Origin of the sequence: Rudaea sp. 3F27F6, from assembly GCF_005503555.1 — a bacterium.
GTDB lineage: Bacteria > Pseudomonadota > Gammaproteobacteria > Xanthomonadales > Rhodanobacteraceae > Rudaea.
Genome location: NZ_SCNG01000001.1, coordinates 1,731,395 through 1,750,310, shown reverse-complemented (window position 1 = coordinate 1,750,310; position 18,916 = coordinate 1,731,395). Strand labels below are relative to the sequence as shown.

The window sequence follows — 18,916 nt, the reverse complement described above, 5'->3', positions numbered from 1 at the left end:
TCTTGCCCTACAAATTCTTGCGTCACGCCGGCGCATCGGGCGCGAGCGGCATCCAGGTCAGCCGCCAGGCGCCGTCGCTGCGTCCGCTTGCGCGATAGTACGGCACGAAGGCGAGCGGCGCGCGGCGCTCGGGCTCGAGCAGAATCGTCGCGCCCTGTTCGCCGTCCGCTGCCGCGTCGGTGTGCAGCCATTGTTCGGACGGCGTCGGCGGCAGCAGCAGCGATTCCTCGGTCTTGTAGCCGTCGATCAGCCCGGTCGCGTAGACGAGCGGGCCGCGCGTGAGTGCGAGGTAGTCCTGGCGCAGCACCTCCTGGCGCACGGGCGAACCATCCGGCGCGCGCGATTCCTGCACGTTGCGATGCGTGCGGCGGTGGATCTGCGGCGTCATCGGGAAATCGAGCGTGACGCTGTCGCCGCTGTGCCACTCGCGCTCGATCGCGGCGTATTCGCCCGGCACGATCTCGACGCCTGTGCGCTCACCGTTGATCACGATCGAAGCCTGCTTTGCCCACGATGGAATGCGCACGCGCAGGGACAAGCGTGCGCTGCGTTCGAGCGTCAGATCGAGCTGCACGGCGCCGTCGAACGGATAAGGCGTGCGTTGCTCGATCGTCACCGTGCCGGCCTGCGCGAGCGCGAGCGTCGCCTTGGCCGGCGCGTACAGATTCACGTCGATGCCCGTGTCCGTCGCCGAGTAGACCAGGCCCGGCAATTCTTCGAGCGCCATCGCGCCCGAGGACTTGCAGCAGCGCCAATAGGTCGTGTGTATGCGCTTGCCGTTGGCATAGGAGTAATAACACCAGTCTTCGCCGTTCGGCGCGAACGCGCCGAGCAGGTCGTTGTAGGCGCTGCGCTCGATTTCCTCGGCGTACTTCGCCGCGCCGGTGATCGCGAGCAGTTCGCGGTTGAGCTGAATCCAAGCCAGGGTCGAGCAGGTTTCGACATAGCCTTGCGGAAAGAACGTGCCCGGCGCGTTGAACACCTCGCGCGAGCGATGCGCGACGCCGCCCCACGGGCCGCCGCCGAGACTCAGATGCAAGTCACGGATATTCGTCCACAGGTTTTCGACTGCCCGCAGATACTCGGGCGCGCCGGTCGCGCGATGCAGCTTGGCGAGGCCGACCAGATTCCAGATCAACTGATAGGCCTTGCCCGTCGCGATCTCGCTCGCGTCCGCGCCGGCGAGCGCCTTTGCGAGCAGGGCGAGGTCGGGATTCGCGTCGGCCTGCTTCAGGATCAGCAAAGCGAGATCGAGATAGCGCGGCTCGCATGTGGCGAAATGCAGTTCGACCGCGGCGTCGAGCAGCACAGTCGCCGACATGCCGTGATGATTGCCGAGTTCGCAGACGTCAATGCCACCCTCGCTCAGCATGCGCCAGCACAGATCACCGATGTGGCGCGCCGCGTCGAGATAGCGCGCATCGGCAAAATGTTTGTGCACTTCGACGAGGCCGAGGATCAGATAGGCATGGATCCACGCGTCCCAAGTGCGCGGCACCGGTTCGCCGTTCCACGACTTCGGCTTCGGCGGACGTTTGACCGTGAAGCGGCGCTCCGGCGCGTAAGTGCCGAGATAGCCGTCCGTATCCTGGCGCGAGACGAGGAAGTCGGCGACGCGGCGCACGTGGGCACTCAGGTCGGCATCATGCGTGCGCGCCGCGGCCTTCGCCGCTGCGTACAACCACTTGCCGGCATGCTCGCCGTACCAATCGCCTTCCTCGTTCTGCGCCGTGTGTTCGGCGGCGAAGATCGCGATCGCCGGACTCGTTTCGTCGACGATGAAGTGACTGAGCCGGCCGGCCGCGTTCGCGCGCAGCGCGTCGCCGAGCAGGCCGTGGATTTCGATGGACAAGGGTTTCATGGTGAGCTGGCGGTTCCTTGCAGATAGTCGGCGACGGCCTGGATTTCTTCGCGCGCGAGGCCTTGAGCCTGCGCGCGCATCGTGCCTTCGCTCAGCGCCTCGACGATGGCGGCGCGGCCGCGCGCGGCGATCTGCCGGCGCGGCGGAATATTGCCCTGCGCGTGCTCATGGCAGACGGCGCAGCGTTGCGCGTAGAGCGTCTTGCCGTCGGCGGGTTCCGTGCTTGCCGCGCCTGCTTGCGTAGAGTTCGCGATGGCCGCGTGATGCACGATTGACGGCCCCGGGCCGAATGCCTGGATGCGGTCGCTGCCGACGAAGACCTGGCCGTGCGCGAACACCGGTTCGTTGTACTTGCCGCTCGTATAGATCGCACCGGCTTCGCTGCGCCAGAGCAGCGCGAGCGACATCGCGTCGAATGCGTAGAGCACGGGCTGCGGCGTCGTGTTGCCGGCCAACGCGGCGGCGCGCGGCGCGTTCTCGTCGAGTACCCAGACGACCGCGTCGCGCGCAGCGTTGCTGGTGACGACGGGCGGGCCGGGATTTTCGAGCACGATCGAATCCTGCGTGCGCGCGACGGCGAGATACGCAGGCTTGCCGGCCTGCGCGACGACGTCGAGCCGGACCAGCGAAGGCGGCACGCTGACCGACGAACCGGCCGCTTTCTTCGTATTGCCGGTGACGAACAGATGATCCATGCGGCGCTCGTCGCGGAACACGGCCGGCACGCTGCGCGAGCGTGCAGCGCCGAGTGCGGCATCTTTCTCCGAGTAGGGGCCGAACACATTGAGCGGACCGCGTGTGCCGAATTGCGGCTGCGCCTGCGGCGCGAGCAAGGACAGATCGCTGCTCGCGTCGTCGCTGCACGGCGGCCGCCGGTCGAGGCGTCCGGGCAGATGCGTGCGTTCGAGCAGATAGACGTTGCCCTGTTTGCCGCCGACTGCGAGCAGACGCGTACCTGCCTGCGCCGGCAGCAAAGCGATGCCGCCCGACCCGAGGTCGACGTCATTGGCCGCGGTCGCGCAATGATTGAACGGCGTGTAGGTGCCGACCAAGGTCAGTCCGTCCTTGCCGTGCGCAAACTTCAGCACCGACTGCGTCCAGTCATGTGCCTGCTCGACATAGCCGCCGAAGCCGGTACCCGTGGCGACGAAGACGCTGCCGTCCGTATCGACGCTCGCGCCGGCCGAACCCCAGATGCCGCCGCTGCCGCGATGCGGCATCGCCGAGACGGCGAACGCACTGGCGACTTTCGCCGCCTGCGTGTCGACCGCGGCGAGCCAGCCGGTTTCGCTTTCGCCGAAGCCGATGTACAGTGTGCCGCCGTCGGGACTCAGGTTGAGCGCGCCGCGCTGCACGCGAAAATCGAAGCGCCGCTGCGGCGGCACGAGTGTGGGCCCGGCGTTGCGATTGAGCGCGTTGAGCGTTTTCTCGTCGAGCTGCACCGGCCAGTCGGGCAGCACCGCGCCGCTGCCGAGATCGAGCGCATAGGCCTGCCAGCGTTTCTCCGGATCGCAACTCGTGACGTAGAGACGGCTACCCGCGCGGTCGATGACCGGCGTACTCAGCACGCCGGTCGGCACGCCGTCGAGCGGTGCGGGCTGCAGGCGGCATGGCGGCGCGAGACGCGTGCGCCAGAGAATGCGGCCCGGCGCGACGTCGCCGTTCTTCGCCGCGTTGATTGCGTAGACGTAGCCGTTGCTGCTCGCGGCGATCACGGTGGCGAACGTTTGCGTCTTGTACGGTCCGCCCGAGATTCGCAGAGAGTCGAGATACAGGGGCGAGGCGTAGAGCCGCGGCGGCGCGCCGTCGACGATGTCGAGCGGCGGCGATTCCCATTGCAGCCCAAGCGTCTCGGTCTTGATCCGCGCGGGCGACAACAGGGTCTCCGGGGCGTACCAGCCGCTGCGCTGCGCGTCGTGGTGGAAGGTGGTTACGTCGTGCGCGGATGCTTTTGCGTTGGGTCGCAACGACACGTTCGCAGCCTCAGCGGGCAACGACGAGCGCAGGCCGTTCGCCGGCACTTCGGCGTGCGCGGTCCACAGGATCGCGTTGAGCAGCAGAGTGCGCAGCGGCGCCTGGTCGAGCGCGGCAAGAAAGTGCGCGCCGGTATAGGTGAACGAACGGCCCCCGTCGGCGCGCTCGAAACTCCAGGCAAGCGGCGTGTCTTCGGGCAAGTCTTCGACTACCGCTGCGCCGGCGCGGTACTGCACATGCAAGGTCGCGTGCACGATCGGCGTGATCGGCTTGCCGCCGTCGAATCGGCGAAAGCTCGGATAGAACTCGTCGCGATAGGCGAATGCGCCGACGCCGTTCGTCAGCGGATGCGCCGCGTCGGCGATTTTCGCCTCGACGTATTCGGTGGTGCGGTCGTACAAACCCTTGCGTGCGGCGCCGAGCCACGGTGCGAGGTCGAGCGCGGTGCGGTCCTGGAGTTGCGTGGATGATTGATGCAGGGCGACGAGACCGACGCCGCGCGCGATGACCTGCTCGAACTGCTTACGCCGCTGTGCGTCGAGCAGCGGATGCTTATCCGCGCCGTCGAAATACCAGAGCACAGTGTCCGCGCCATCGAACGCATGCGCGTCCTGCGGCCAGCCGTCGGGATAGCTCTTCACTTCGAGGCGGCGCGGTGCATCGGGCGCCGCCGCGAGTGCGCGTTCGAGCAAGCGGATGCCGGCCGCGTACTCGTGACGGCCGGGGCCTTCGCTGTTCGCGCCGCCGATCAGTACGATGCGCAGCGGCTTATCGCCTGCTGCCACCGCTTCGGCGTGCACCTGCGCGCACGCGGCGAGCATCAACACAACGTAGAGCCGAAGCAGGCGCATGCTCGCGACCGGCAATCTCAGGCATCGACCACGCAGCGGAAGCCGATCAGGCCCGAGCGGTCTTTGCTCGGCGCCATCAACAGATACTTGCCGTGCTGATCGAGCCGGTGCGCCTGCGGGAAGTACCAATGCGAGGTCTGCGGCTGATACGAACTGCCGCCGCGCAACACCGCGGCGCGCGTGTGCTCGTCGGCGTACTCGTCGGTCCATTGCCAGACATTGCCGACGAGATCGAGCACGCCGAACGGGCTCGCGCCCTGCGGGTGCGCATCGACATCGGCCGGCGCCGGCACGCGGCGTCCGCGATTCGTTTTCGGCGCGACGTCGTCGTTCCAGGCATTGCCCCACGGATAGGCGCGGCCGTCATTGCCCTGCGCCGCGTACTGCCATTCCCACTCGTGCGGCAGGCGCTTGCCGGCCCAGGCCGCATAGGCGCGCGCGTCTTCGAGCGAGACCCAGGTGACCGGCTTGTTCTCCCAGCCGGGCTGCGGTGCACCGTTCTTCCAGTCGCGCAGGAAGTTGTGCGCATCGCGCGGAGCGTAGTTCGCCGTGTCGACGAAACGCTTGAACTCGGCATTGGTCACCGGCGTGCGGTCGATGTGGAACGGCGCGATACGCATGCGCCGGCGATGGCTGCGCCGCGGGTTCGGCTCCCACGGATACTGCACGTCGAGGCCGGCCCAGGTCTGGCCTTCGATCTCGATGCCCTGCACGACGAAATCGAAATCGCCGCCCGGAATCGCGATCATGCCTGCGGGCGCGGTGGCGACTGCCGCGGTCGGTGCAATTGCGACGAGCTGCTGCGGAATTGCGTGCCAGGTATTCGACAGCGACTGCAGCGGCGTCTTCGCGCGTTCGCGCATCGCATCGAGGAAGGCGTCGAGGCCATCGACTTGTACGTCCGCGTCGATCGCGAGCAGCGTGCCGAAGCCGTGCCCTTCGAGGGCGAACTCGAACACGCAGCGGTCGCCATCGCGGCGCGGCGTCAGTGCGACACCGTGCCAGAGATCGAAGTAGCGCACGCCGTCGCGATGCGCGAGTGCGATCTGTTCGCCTTCGACCGCGTATTCGTTGCGGTTGACGAAATTCCATACGCGCACGCCGCCGTGTGGGAATTCGCTCGCGAACACGCCGGCCTGCAGGGTCGGCGCGTACGGGCGCCAGTCGGCGCCGGTCATCTGCGCGGCGAACTTGCGTTCGATCGCGATGCAGCGGCGCAGCGCCTCGGCGTTGCGCGGCGTGAACTGGTTCCAGATGCCCCAGACGTTTTCCCAGGCGTTGTAGCCGACGCCGTTGAAGAACATGTATTGCAGGTCGTTGGTGCGCTCGCGGCCCCAGCGGTTTTCGTAGTTGATCATGTGGCGCGGTTCGAGCCATTTGAACTTGGCCACCGACGGCACCACGTCAGCCGGCGCCTTTTTTCCCCAGCTCGACACGTTCCAGATCAGTTGTTCTTCGGCGCTGATGGTCGATTCCGGCTGCAGCACGACCGGGCAGCCGAGTGCATCGCAGGCGTCGAAGAATGCGCGCGGCACGCCGTTGTAGGTGTCGCCGTTGAGGCCGTCGGCGCCGACTGCTTTGACGATCTCGGCGACGGCGAGCCAATCCGTCTCTTGCTGCTCGCGTGTGCCGTTGTCCCACGGCATGGTCGGCAGGAACACTTTGACGCCGCGGCGGTGGAAGTCGTCGACCGCACTGCGCAGGCCGTCGAGCCCACCGGGCAGGTCGCGCGCGAGATCGAACTGGTTGCGGTCGTCGACGCCGATGTTCGGATAGACGTACCAGATCAGTACGCTGTCGATGCCGCCGTAGCGGGCTTCGAGATCGTCGAGATAGCGGTCCACCGTGTACTTCTGCGCGACCGGATCGTAGAAATAGCGGTCCTCGACCATCATCTGCGCGTGGACGAAGTTGCGCTGCGCCCATTGCAGCTCGGGACGGCGGTAGTTCGCATCGTCGTAGCCGATGCGAGTCAGATGTTCGCGGCGCCATTCGCGCAGGCTCGCGATCCAGTCGTCGCTGCTCACGTTGACGTCGATCTTCCAGTGGCCGATCTCGGCAAACGGCCAGCCCGGCGCCTTACCGGGCGCGGGCAGGTAGCGCCCCGTGGTGACGTGGGAGAAGTGGTAATGCGTCTGGCGCGGTTTGTCGTCGGTGCTCATGTGAGGTGTTCGGAAGAGAAGATTTTTTGCCACGGATTGCACGGATCGACACGGATAAAACAGAAATCGATGTTTGCGCTCTATCCGCGTCGATCCGTGCAATCCGTGGCAGAAGCTCTTTTTAGTTTTCCAGCCCGCAGTACACGGCGAGGTCGCGCAGCGCGGCGGGGTTGTTCACCGTCGCGGCCTGCGCGGCGACGAAGCGATCGACCTCGTCGTGCGCCGGTACGCTTGCCTGCGCGCCGAGCCGCGTCGTCGCGAGTGCGCCCGCGGCGCTGGCGCGCGCGAGTGCCTGCGGCAGTTCGAGGCCGCTGCCGAGCGCGGCGGTCAGCGCGCCGCAAAACGTGTCGCCGGCGCCGGTCGTGTCGATCGCGTTGACGCGGTAGGCGGCCTGCAGATGGAATTTGTCCTGCACACGCGCGCAGGCGCCGCGCGCGCCGAGGGTGACGATCACGCACGGTACGGAAAGATGCGTCAGCGCCTCCGCGATATGGCCGTGCACGCCGGTGACCGTGGCGAGTTCGCCCTCGTTGACGATCAGCACATCGAGCGCGTCGAGCAGCGCGGTCGGCAGCTCACGCGCGGGCGCGGCGTTGAGCACGACCTTGACGCCCGCGGCGCGCGCGGCGACGGCGTAGGCGGTGACCGCGTCGATCGGTGTTTCGAGCTGCAGCAGCAGATGACTTGCGCCGGCGAGCTCGGGCAGATGTTCCGCGCGCAGGAGATTGTTCGCGCCCGGCGCGACGGTGATCGCGTTCTCGGCGTCGTCGGCGAGACAGATGAAAGCCGTGCCGGTCGCTGCGTCGCGCGTGCGCACGATGTGCAGTTCGACCCCGGCCGCGCGCAGCGAGGCTTCGAGCGGCGCGGCGTAGGGATCGTCGCCGAGCGCGAGCAGCATGCGCGTCGGTGCCGCGCCCGCGCGCGCGCAGGCCGCGGCCTGGTTCGCGCCTTTGCCGCCCGGAAAGGTGGCGAACTCGCGGCCGAGCACGGTTTCACCCGGCGCGGGTACGTGCGCGGCGCGCACGACGAAATCGAGATTGGCCGAGCCGGCGACGAGAATGTGGCGGTCGGAAGCAGCGTTGCTCATGAAGTCAGCACCTGGCGACGGAGTTCAAGCGGAGTCTGCCGATTGTAGGCCGGTCGCGCCGGTTGCGCGGCGGAAAGAAGATGCCGCCGCGGGTTGGAGAAACCGCGGCGGCAAAACCCTGCGAAAAGTATACAAAACGACTACTTCGGCGGGGTAAGGGCGAAACGCTTAGAACGTGATCTTGTCGCTGATCGACACCACGCGGCCGCGGCCGGCGAAGTAGTTCTGGTAGCCGTCCACCTGCGAGTAGGACAGGATGTAGAACTTGTCGGTCAGGTTTTCGATGCCGAGGGTGAGCTTGCCGAACTTGCCGGCGTCGTAGTTCAGCTCGAAGTCCCACAGGGTGTAGCCCTTGGTCTTTTCGTACGCCGTCGTGTTCTGATTGATCGTGCGCGAGAACAGGGTGGTCTGGCCGAGCGTCATGTCGCCGCGCTCGGAGTAGTTCCAGGTCAGCGAGGTGACGAGCTTGTTCGGATTGATGTCGGACACGCCCATGTGCCGATCCATCGGGCCGTTCTTGACGAAGGTGGTGTAGCCCATGATCTTCGAGTAGACCATGCTCGCTTTCCAGTCGTCGCTGAACTTGTATTCGCCCGACAGTTCCACGCCCTTGATGTCGACCGGCGCGCGGTTCATCACGTAGTCCTTGGTCGCCGGGTCCACGGTCAGCGAAACGCCGAGCTGCGATGAGGATTTGTATACCGAGCCCGACAACGCCGCGCGTTCACCGCGCCAATTGAAGCCGATCTCCTTGTTCTCGACGATGATTGCCTGCAGGTCCTTCATCTGCGAGACCGACTGTCCCGGCACGCTGATGTTGCGCAGCGGGATGCCGGCGTTCGGCAGGGTGAAGCCCTTGCCCCAGGAACCGAATACGCTCCACTCGTCACTGAGGCGATAGATCGCGCCGAGGTTCGGCAGATTCGCCTTGTAGTCGATCGAGCCGCCTTGCACGAAGACCTTGTTGCGGTACCAGGTCGTGCGGTAGCTGTCGACGTCGAGCGTGCCGTTCTCCTGGCGGAAGCCGCCGGACAAAGTGACCGGGCCGAGATCCCACGACAGCTGCACGTACGGCGCCCAGCTCTGGTAGTCCATCGGCGGCACCCAGAGGCGGTTGGTGATCGCGAGCTTCTGCTGCGCGGTGTCCTCGACCAGATCGATGCCGGTGCGCAGTTCGAGTCCGGAAACGCCGAGGATGTCCGGGCGTGTCCACGAAGTACGAAAGCCCTTCTTCTGCGAATTGATTTCGGACTGGTCGATCAAGGTATTGATCGGCGCGATGTCCGGGTCCTGCTTGTCGACCGTGTTCTCGGGCAGGTAGCGCATCGCCTGGCTCGCGCGGTAGGCGTCCATGGTCAGCGTGCCGCCGAAGAAGTCGGCATGCTGATACTTGATCTGCGCCTGCCAGAAGTCGTTGAACGGCGTGTACGAGCCCGGGTTGTGGCCGCGCACCGACGTGTCGGTGATGCCCTTGCTGCGGTCGCCGAGCTGCTCGATGTAGTTGTCCTTGCCTTCGATCTTGAACTTGGTCAGGGTGAGCTGCACGCGCTGCGCGTTGTCGGTACCGAAGTTGTAGCCGAACTTGGCGAACAGATTGTCGGAGGTCGAGTCGGCGACCGAACCCGACTGGTTCATGCCGACGCGGCGGCCGTTGCCGTCCCAGGTCATGCCGCGGTCGATGTACGACCCGGCCAGGTACATATCGAAATTGTCCTGCTTGTGCGCCCAGTTTACGCCGACCTTGTACACGGCCGAATCGTTCTTGAACTGGCTCGAGGTGCGCAGGTTGAGCGTGTACTCGTCGCCTTCCTTGGTCGGCGTCTTCGAGATGTAGTTGATGATGCCGCCGGCCGCGCCGATGCCTTCGGCCGCGGACGGGCCGTTGATCACTTCGATGCGATCGACGATGCCCATGTCGGTGAAGGTGCCGTTGCGCGTGCCTTCGCGCAGCGGCGAGCCCTGCGGGATGCCGTCGAACAGGCGCAGCGGAATGCGTCCGCGCAGGTTCTCGCCGGTATTGCTCATCGCCTGCGAAGATTCGGCATAGCCCGGCACGCTGCGCGCGAGCACGGCGGTGGCGTCGTCGGTCAGCGCGAGCGTGCGGCCGATCTCGGCGCGCGAGACCACGGTGATCGCGCCCGGAATCTTGTCCACGGCTTTGGCGCTGCGCGTACCCGTGGTCACGGTGACGGTTTCGAGTTCCTGGCGCGGCGCGTCGTTCGGCTGGGTGCCGCCGGCTTGGGCCGGATCGGCGGGTGTGCTCGCGGCGACGGCGGCAGCGGTTGCGGCGGCGGGCTCTTCGGCGCGCGCGCCGGCGGCGGCCGCGAGCACGATACAGCCGATCGCGGCAGTCACTGGTCTGGTCATTTCGTTCTCCCCGGTCTAATTCTTGGTAGGGGAGCCGCACGGCACGGCTCCGGTGGTGTCGTCTGCCTGCCTTCCCAGCAAGCGGCGCGCTGCGCGTCTCGTTATGGACGCTTTGGATGCAGCACTCGACGTTTGGAGCCTAGGCGTTCGCCCGAGGCGGAAGAATCGCCCGCGCCTATGTTCAGACTCTACTTTTTGTTGTCATCGCCGCGCGCGCCTCGGCGAGCAGGACGGTGACGAGGCGGATGCGCACGGTGGAGCGCGACCAGACCGTGCCGATGCGGCGCGGTTCGCTCGGCTGCGGCAGCGGCATGCGCACGAGCTGCAGGCCTTCGGGCCACGGCTGTGCGTAGTCGGGCACGATCGACACGCCGAGGCCGCGGTCGACCATCACCGCGATCGCATTGAGCGCGTTCAGCTCGAAGCGCTCGCGCGGCACGATGCCGTTGTTGCGCAGGTAGGTGTCGGCGAGGCGGCCGCCCCACTGGTTGCGGTCGTAGCGGATCAGCGGTTCGTGCGCGAGCAGCTCGTGCGGATCGCGCCCGGCGAATTTCTTTGGCGCGATGACGACGAGCGGCTCTTCGCGCAGCAGCAGCCAGTCGCAGGTCTTCGGCAGCGCGTACGGCGCCTGCAGCACGAGCGCCGCGTCGAGATCGCCGTTCTCGACGGCGCGGTAGAGTTCGGCCGAATAGCCGGGGCGGATGAACACGTTGATCTGCGGAAACTTCGCGACCATGCGCGCGAGGATATCGGGCAGCATGCCCGCGAGCGCGGTCGGGCACGCGCCGAGGCGCAGTTCGCCCGAGACCGCGCTGTCGTTGGCGATGCTGCGCAGGTCGGCGACGTCGCGCAGCAGGCCGCGTGCGCGGTCGAGGATGCGCGCGCCTTCCTCGGTCACGCTGACCGTGCGTCCGACGCGCGCGATCAGCGGTACGCCGATCTCGCGCTCCAGCGTGCGGATCTGTTGCGCGACCGCGGCCGGGGTGATGTCGAGCACGCGCGCCGCGGCGGCCATCGAGCCGCGCTCGACCACACTGACGAACGTGTTGAGAAACAGAGTATCCACGGTTTCACCTTGAACGAAGAGCGCGCATCTGCGCAGTAAACCTTAGCGGGAATATCGTTTGAAGATAGCGCGGCGGCATTGTTGCGTGCGCTGCGCAGGCGAAGAATCCGCGCACGCGTCACGTCGTGCGCGCCGCCTTCCGAGAACATCATGAGCTACCCGCAAGCCAACGCCGAACAGATCGCGTTCTTCCGCGAGCACGGATACCTCGTCGTCAGAAACGCGATTCCGCAAGCGGATCTGGACGAACTGGAAAAATACTGCGACGAGCTTATCGCGCAGAAGCACGAGCTCGCCAACGATTGGGCCTGGGACGCCAAGGAAAGCCGCGAGAATCGCTCGTTCCGCATCGTGCAATCCACGCCGACCCTGGTATGGAAGGACATCGCCGCGGCCAGATACCGGCAATGGCTGGCCGTGTTCGCCGGCAGCCTGATGGATCTGGATATGGAGTTCTGGTACGACCAATTTCTCGGCAAGCCGCCCGGTAACAGCGCGCCGACCTTCTGGCACCAGGACGAAGGCTATTGGGGCCGCAATCTCGCCGACCGCGGCATCACCGGCTGGATTCCGCTGCAAGCCGTGGATACCGTCAACGGCTGCATGCACTTCATCGACGGCGGACACAAGCTCGGCGTGCTGCCGCATCACTTGGTCGAAGGCATGCAAAGCGACCTGCTGACCTGCGAGGTGGACGAGACTTTCGACGTGCCGTGTCCGATGGCGCGCGGCGACGTGGCCTTTCATCACTCGAAGACGCCGCATATGAGCGGCGCCAACGACGGCCCGGCCTGGCGCAAGGCGGTGACCAATCATCTGCAGGCGGTCGGCACGGGCGGCTCGGGCGATCATTATTCTTGGCGGGTCAAAGTGAACCAGCGCACCGGCGAGCGTACCGCGGTCGGCATGTAGGCGATCCTCAACTGCGCTTCGGCCGGGTGTAGATGGTCAAGCCGTCGAGCGAACGCGTCGGCGGCGGGAACAAGAGACTCGCAAGATAGCCGATCACGATGCACAGCAGGATCGAGATGGCGAGATAGAAGTACGGGTGCACGATGTGCAGCGACCATACGCCGAGGGTCAGCGCCATGCTTGCGGCGATGCCGATCGCGACGCCGGGCGCATTAGCGCGGCGCGTGAACATGCCGAGCGTATAGGCGCCGCCGAAGCCGCCGCCGAGCAGGCCGGCGAGTTCGATCGAAACATCGAACAGCGAATGGATGTCGTAGCGTGAGAGCAGCAGCGCCATGCCGATGCCGACGAGGCCGGCGACCACGGTCATGATCTCGGCGAAGCGCACGCTCTTGCGCGAATCGGGTTGTTTGACGATCTTCTCGTAGAAATCGACCGAGGCCAGGGTCGCGACCGAGTTCATGATGCCCGACAGCGTCGCCATGGCCGCGGCGAAGATGCCCGCGATGATCAGGCCGGTCACGCCGGTCGGCAGTTCCGAGGCGATGAACAGCGGAAACGTCGCGTCGATCGGCAACAGCGGATTCATGCGCTCCGGGTGGGTCTTGTAGTAGACGAACAGCGCGGTGCCGATCGTGTAGAAGACGAAGCCGCCCGGGATCATGATCACGGCCAGCGCCCAGATCGAGCGGCCGGCTTCCTTGTCCGACTTGGTCGAGAGCACGCGCTGCATCAGCACCTGGTCTTTCGGGAAGGTCAGCACGACCTCGAACAGCACGAGGAACAGAAATCCCCATACCGTCGCCTTGGTCAGGTCGAAGCTGAAGTCGAACAGTTTGGTCTTGTCCTCGGCGAGCGCGGTCGAGACGAACTCGCCGAAGCCGCCCTTGAGCTGCCAGATGATGAAGAGGATCGCGAAGACCGCGCCGCCCATCTTCACGATCACCTGGACGAAGTCGGTCCAGATCACCGCCTTCATGCCGCCGAGCGCGGTGTAGACGATGGTGAAGCCGCCCATCAGCAGGATGCTCCAGGTCACATCGATACCGGTGATCGTGGCGATCGCGAGCGCCGGCAGAAACAGGATCACGCTCATGCGGCTGCCGAGCTGCATCGCGATGCACAGCGCGCTGGCGAGCATGCGTATGGCCGGGTGGAAGCGCGTCTCCAGGTAGGAGAACACGCTCATCAGGTCGAGCCGACGCAGCAGCGGCACGATCCAGATGGCGACGAAGACGAGGCCGATCACCGCGGTGAGGTTGTTCGCCATGTAGGTCCAGTTCGTCTCGAACGCCTTGGCTGGGATCGCGATGAAGCTGATCGAGCTGGTGTTCGCGGCGTACAGGCTGACGCCGGCGGCCCAGAATGGGATGCTGCGGCCGCCGACGAAGAATTCCGAGGTCGAGGCGTTCTTGTCGCGCAGGTAGAAGTACATGCCGATGCCGATCATGCCGGCGAGGTAGACGACGATGACGACCCAGTCGAGCCATTTGAGCAGCGCCTTGCCCGCTTCGATTTCGGCGTAACCGAACGCGAATGCGCCGTTCGCATCGGCGTGCGTCCAGAACATGCCGTTGTTCCATGCGGCCGCGCCGTTTGCATCGGCCGCGCCGGCTTCGGCGAGCTTGGCCCAGGCGCCGGTGATGGTGTGATAGCTGACCATCTTCGTCGCGGTGTCGTCGCGGACCAGATAGAGCACGGTCGCCTGGCCGATCGCGCGCGCGGAGCCCGGCACGATTTTGCCCGGCGCGACGGAGACGTCCTTCCAGCCTTTGTCGGCCGACCAGCGCCAGAGGCGATCGCTGGCATCGCCCGGCACGGGCTCGGTGACGAACACGGCCGAAGTCTGCAGCGCGATCGAACTCGTGTTGCCGGCGGGAGGTTCGGGCAGGGTCTGCCATTGCGGATCTTTCGCGAGCGGCGAGAGCTGCAGGGCGACGTTCTTGCCGTTCGCGTCGAGTCCGGCGACGACGATCGCGTCGCCCTTGAACGCCATATGCGCCTGGCTGAGCGCCGCGGACGGCGGCGGTAGTTCGCGCGACTTGAGCGTGTTGCCGTCGAGCGACCACTGGGCGACGCCGGTCGCTGTAGCGCTGCCGGTCAGCGCGAACGTGCGCGTGCCGTCGCTGGCAAGATCGCGCACGGCGGCCGGAGGTGTTGTGCCGGTATCGACACGCTGCCAGGCTTTGCGGTCCGCGCCGAGCACATATGCGCCGTTCGCGGTCACGACGAGCGGCCGCGCGTCGATCGCGGCGAGGCCGATCAGCGGGCCGGCGTCGTTCAATGCCGGCAGAGCGCCGGTCTTGATCGTGGTCAGATTCTCGGCAGCGGCCGGCACGGCGAAGCCGAGCAGGAAAACGCAGGCGGCCCAGTTCGGCAGGCGGGCGAACAGCGAACGAAACGTCGGAATCAAAAACCTCTCCCCATCTTTGTTCTTTTTTCGCGCCGCGAGTCGCTAAGGCGTGCGCGTTGCGGCAAGTATCGCTTCGGCGCGCCGCAAAAACGGCGGGTCGATCATGCGGCCGTCGACGACGAAGGCGCCGCGGCCCTGTGCTGTCGCCTCGTGCGCCGCGGCGACGATGCGCCGCGCCAATTCGATGTCGTCCGCCTTCGCGGTGAACGCGGCATTGGCCAGCGGCACCTGTTTCGGATGAATGCAGGTCTTGCCGACGAAACCCAGGCTCTGCGCCATGCGTGCTTCGGCGCGATAACCCTCGTCGTCGCCAAGGTCGGAGAACGCGCCGTCGAGACAGAATACCCCCGCTTCGCCCGCGGCGAGACGCAGGGCGAACATCGCGGCGTGTACGTTGAGCGCATCGCGCCGGGCGACGCCGAGCGGCTCGAACAGGTCGCCGAGGCCGAGCTGCAGCCCGCGCACGCGCGGGTGCGCCGCGGCGATCTGCGCGGCGAGGCGTAGTCCTTTCGCGCTCTCGATGTTGACGAGCAGGCCGATCGGCGCTTCGGTCGCATTCGACGACTCCACATGCGCGATCGCGGCGGCCGCGGCGCGCAGTTCGTCGGGCGATTCGCATTTGGGCAGATTGATCAGATCGACGCCGGCCACGGCGAGCGCCTTGATGTCGTCGACGAAATGCGGCGTGCCCAGGGCGTTGACGCGCACGATCACGAGCTTGCCCGCGGCGCGCGTGACGGGTGAGCGCACGCATTCGGCCACACAGGCACGCGCGGCGGCCTTGCCGTCGTCGGGCACCGCGTCTTCGAGATCAAAGGAAAGCGCATCGGCCTCCCCGGCAAGGCCCTTGGCGAACAGCTCGGGGCGTGAGCCGGGAAGAAACAATTTGCTGCGAATCCAGGGCGTCATGCCGCGCAGTTTGGGCGCGGCCATAGGGGAAAAGAATCCGCGCGCGCATTTTCAGACGCAACTTTTCCTTGCGATCGGGGGCGGTACAAACTCGCCCAGCCCTGAGGAATTCGCGGAGGCGTCCATGCTGATCCGTATGGCGCGCTTCCCGTCGCGGCCGATTTCCACTGCCGAGCCGACGGCTTTTGCCGGCCGGTTCCTCTTGGCACGAATTTCCACAGCCTGTGGATAACTTTGTGTATAGCCCAACCCCTTGCACGCGTTGCGGAAATCGGTTAGGCAGATGTTCAGTCGGCCGGAACTGCCAATTTCCCGTGTAACTACATGATATTCATGGGTTTAATACATGTCTTTTAACGGTAACCTCAGTGTAAAACGCAGCAAATGCGGCGAATGCTGCATTGTGTATAAATCCACCCGCTAAACGTCTGAGCCGGCGTAAGAATTCGGCAACAAAGCATGCGTAATCTTGCTCGGGTCAGGCGTCGCAACAAGGTTCAAGGAGCGACGTGGCGTGCGGGATGCGCACGTTGCGGAATGGCTGCAAGGATGGCCGACAAGGATGTACCGACGCCTGAGTCTTTTTGAATTCATCACGGAACTGCGGCCATGCCGCCAAGCGATTCGAGCGGCTTGCTCGCGCTATGTTCCGAGACTGGTTCTCGCGAAAACGTCTGTTCGGGACGCCCGAAAACGGCGCGTGCACAAGGATCGTTGCACCGTCGTTTTCATCTTTCGCTCTTCGCCTTCGACGTCTCGCCCGCTCTCGATGGGGGCTGCGCAGCGCGGCCGCACGAATTGCGCGTCAGATAAAGCCGGCCTGTGCCAGAGAAGTCGTCGTGGTCGCGCCGACGATTAGATGATCGTGCACGCGCACGTCGATCAGTCGCAACGCACGCTTCAATTCCACCGTGACTTCCTTGTCGGCCTGGCTCGGTTCGGCGATGCCCGACGGATGGTTGTGGGCGAAGATCACTGCCGCGGCATTGTGCGCGATACAGCGGCGCACGACTTCGCGCAGATGCACACTCGTGCCGTTGACCGAGCCGCGGAACAACTCCTCGAACGCGATCATGCGATTGCGGCTGTCGAGAAACAGGCAGGCGAAGACCTCGTACGGATACCTGCCGAGCCTGGCGCGCACGAATTCGGCGCAGGCGAGCGGATTGGACAAGGCATGCGGGCGATCGAGATCGACGGCGAGGTAGCGTCGCCCGAGTTCGAGTGCGGCATGCAGGCGGCAGGCCTTTGCCGCACCGAGGCCCGGCAGCGCCGACAGCTCGGCCGCATCGAGTTCGAGCAGCGACTTCAATCCGCCGTCGCGGCTCAGCAGGTCGCGGCCGAGATCGACCGCACTGCGGCCGCGGCGGCCGCTGCCGAGAAAAATCGCGATCAGTTCCGCATCGGAGAGGGCGGCGGCACCGCGCGCCAGGAGCTTCTCGCGCGGACGTTCTTCGGCAGGCCAGTTGAGGATTGTCATGGCGAAAGTTTGGGTCGATATGCCGGCTCGCACAGCCGGGGGCGATGCAAATTCCGGTAAGCTATAAGCGCATTTCGTCGTCCTTGGATCTCCTACATGGCGCAGCAGCAAGAAGCTCGAAACGGACTCGCCGGCCTGCGCGTGCTGCTCGGTGTTTCCGGCGGCATAGCGGCGTACAAAGCCTGCGAACTCGTGCGCCGCTTGCGCGACGCCGGTGCGGACGTGCGCGTCGTGCTGACTGAAAACGCGGCGCGCTTCGTCACGCCGCTGACGTTCCAGGCGCTGTCGGGCCAGCCCGTGCGCACGAGTCTGTGGGACGAGAACGCCGAAGCTGCGATGGGTCATCTGGAACTCGCGCATTGGGCGCAGCGCATTCTCATTGCGCCGGCGAGCGCCGACCTGATTGCGCGGCTTGCCCACGGTTTCGCCGACGATCTGTTGACCACCCTGTATCTCGCGAGTCTCGCTCCGGTCGCGATCGCGCCGGCGATGAACCTGCGCATGTGGGCACACGCGGCGACCCAAGCCAACGTCGCCGCACTGCGCGCACGCGGCGTGAATTTCTTCGGTCCGGCCGACGGTCCGATGGCCGAGCCGGAATCCGGTCCCGGCCGATTGCTCGAGCCGCCGCAGATCGTCGCCGAACTCGCCGCGCTGCATGGCCCGAAGCTGCTCACCGGCAAGCGTGTCCTGGTCAGCGCGGGACCGACTTTCGAAGATATCGATCCGGTGCGCTTTATCGGCAATCGCAGTTCGGGGCGCATGGGCTTTGCCGTCGCGCAGGCAGCGGTCGAGCAGGGTGCCAGCGTCGAACTCGTGGCCGGTCCCGTACACTTGCCGACGCCGGCCGGCGTTGCGCGCGTCGACGTGCGCAGCGCGCGCGACATGCGCGAGGCGGTGATGGCGCGCGCACCGACGAGCGACATTTATATAGCGGCCGCCGCGGTCGGCGATTTCCGCCCGCAGGAGATCGCGGCGCACAAGCTCAAAAAGACCGGCAACGCGTTGACCCTCACCTTGAATGAAAACCCGGACATCCTCGCCGGCGTCGCTGCGTTGAAGCAGCGGCCGTTCGTCGTTGGCTTCGCCGCCGAGACGCAGAACGTCGAGAACTACGCGCGTGCCAAGCTCGAACGCAAGAAACTCGACCTGATCGCCGCGAACAAGGTCGGCGAAGGCGAGGGTTTCGACGCACGCGAAAACGAAATCCTTTTGATTTCGCGCGACGGCGCCGAGCGTCTGGCGCGTGCCGACAAACTCGAACTCGCGCGCCAGTTGGTCGCGCGCGTCGCCGAGAGTTATGCCGGGCGCAATCCGTCCGCGAAGAAAACACCGCGCGCCGCCGCAAAGCGGGCGTCGCGATGATCGACGTCGAGCTGAAGATCCTCGATCCGCGTCTTGGCAATGAGATTCCGCTGCCCTCGCAGGCCACGTCCGGTTCGGCCGGCATGGACTTGCGCGCCGCGCTCGATTCGCCGCTGACGCTGGAGCCCGGCGCGACCGTTTTGGTCCCTACCGGCATCGCCATTCATATCGGAGATGTGAGCTACTGCGCGGTTATTTTGCCGAGATCGGGACTGGGTCACAAACACGGTCTCGTACTCGGCAACCTCGTCGGTTTGATCGACGCCGACTACCAGGGTCCGTTGATGATTTCGTGCTGGAATCGCTCTGCAGCTGCATATACCATCGCGCCGGGGGAACGTATCGCGCAACTGGTTTTCATGCCCGTCGCGCATGCGCGATTTCGTGTGGTCGAGAACTTCGATGCCAGTGAACGCGGCATCGGCGGATTCGGCCACTCCGGCAGCGCGTAACGCGCCGCTGTCGCCCC

The 18,916-nt window shown here is 65.8% G+C and carries 12 protein-coding genes; 3 read left to right on the top strand and 9 right to left on the bottom strand.

Annotated elements, in window-relative coordinates:
* Positions 1-22 precede the first annotated feature (22 nt).
* From FFS30_RS07445 to FFS30_RS07420, 6 genes are all read right to left on the bottom strand, one after another.
* The gene (locus FFS30_RS07445) at positions 23-1,861 is read right to left on the bottom strand and encodes a beta-L-arabinofuranosidase domain-containing protein (RefSeq protein WP_137912415.1); all 1,839 of its coding nucleotides are present in this window, start codon (positions 1,859-1,861) and stop codon (positions 23-25) included.
* A complete protein-coding gene (locus FFS30_RS07440; RefSeq protein WP_137912414.1) occupies positions 1,858-4,686 on the bottom strand; it encodes a ThuA domain-containing protein in 2,829 nt (942 codons plus the stop codon). The genes FFS30_RS07445 and FFS30_RS07440 overlap by 4 nt, the downstream gene beginning before the upstream one ends.
* Positions 4,687-4,703: 17 nt before the next feature.
* Positions 4,704-6,848, bottom strand: a complete 2,145-nt coding sequence (locus tag FFS30_RS07435) for an SUMF1/EgtB/PvdO family nonheme iron enzyme (protein ID WP_137912413.1) — start codon at positions 6,846-6,848, stop codon at positions 4,704-4,706.
* A gap of 121 nt (positions 6,849-6,969) precedes the next feature.
* Positions 6,970-7,935 (bottom strand): ribokinase, encoded by a 966-nt coding sequence (locus FFS30_RS07430; RefSeq protein ID WP_137912412.1) that lies wholly within the window; start codon positions 7,933-7,935, stop codon positions 6,970-6,972.
* A gap of 168 nt (positions 7,936-8,103) precedes the next feature.
* Positions 8,104-10,302 carry a TonB-dependent receptor gene (locus tag FFS30_RS07425; RefSeq protein WP_137912411.1) on the bottom strand — a complete coding sequence of 733 codons (2,199 nt, stop codon included), beginning with the start codon at positions 10,300-10,302 and terminating at the stop codon, positions 8,104-8,106.
* A gap of 181 nt (positions 10,303-10,483) precedes the next feature.
* Positions 10,484-11,368, bottom strand: coding sequence for a LysR substrate-binding domain-containing protein (locus FFS30_RS07420; protein ID WP_137912410.1), 885 nt, complete (start codon positions 11,366-11,368; stop codon positions 10,484-10,486).
* Between the two features lie 150 nt (positions 11,369-11,518).
* Here FFS30_RS07420 and FFS30_RS07415 point away from each other — a divergent pair, with 150 nt between their 5' ends.
* On the top strand, positions 11,519-12,280 hold the full coding sequence (locus tag FFS30_RS07415) for a phytanoyl-CoA dioxygenase family protein (protein ID WP_137912409.1): 762 nt from the start codon (positions 11,519-11,521) through the stop codon (positions 12,278-12,280).
* 7 nt (positions 12,281-12,287) lie between these two features.
* On the opposite strand, the gene FFS30_RS07410 is transcribed toward FFS30_RS07415, so the two are convergent.
* From FFS30_RS07410 to radC, 3 genes are all read right to left on the bottom strand, one after another.
* Complete coding sequence (locus FFS30_RS07410; RefSeq protein WP_137912408.1) at positions 12,288-14,693, bottom strand: sodium:solute symporter; 2,406 nt, start codon at positions 14,691-14,693, stop codon at positions 12,288-12,290.
* Between the two features lie 42 nt (positions 14,694-14,735).
* Complete coding sequence (locus tag FFS30_RS07405) at positions 14,736-15,626, bottom strand: CoA ester lyase (RefSeq protein WP_249352238.1); 891 nt, start codon at positions 15,624-15,626, stop codon at positions 14,736-14,738.
* Between the two features lie 781 nt (positions 15,627-16,407).
* On the bottom strand, positions 16,408-17,082 hold the full coding sequence (gene radC, locus FFS30_RS07400) for a DNA repair protein RadC (RefSeq protein ID WP_137912407.1): 675 nt from the start codon (positions 17,080-17,082) through the stop codon (positions 16,408-16,410).
* Between the two features lie 96 nt (positions 17,083-17,178).
* Between radC and coaBC the strand changes: the two genes are divergently transcribed.
* Positions 17,179-18,447: a bifunctional phosphopantothenoylcysteine decarboxylase/phosphopantothenate--cysteine ligase CoaBC gene (gene coaBC / locus FFS30_RS07395; RefSeq protein ID WP_137912406.1), complete on the top strand. Its 1,269-nt coding sequence runs from the start codon at positions 17,179-17,181 to the stop codon at positions 18,445-18,447.
* Positions 18,444-18,899, top strand: a complete 456-nt coding sequence (gene dut / locus FFS30_RS07390) for a dUTP diphosphatase (protein WP_137912405.1) — start codon at positions 18,444-18,446, stop codon at positions 18,897-18,899. Before coaBC ends, dut begins: the two co-directional genes overlap by 4 nt.
* Positions 18,900-18,916 lie beyond the last annotated feature (17 nt).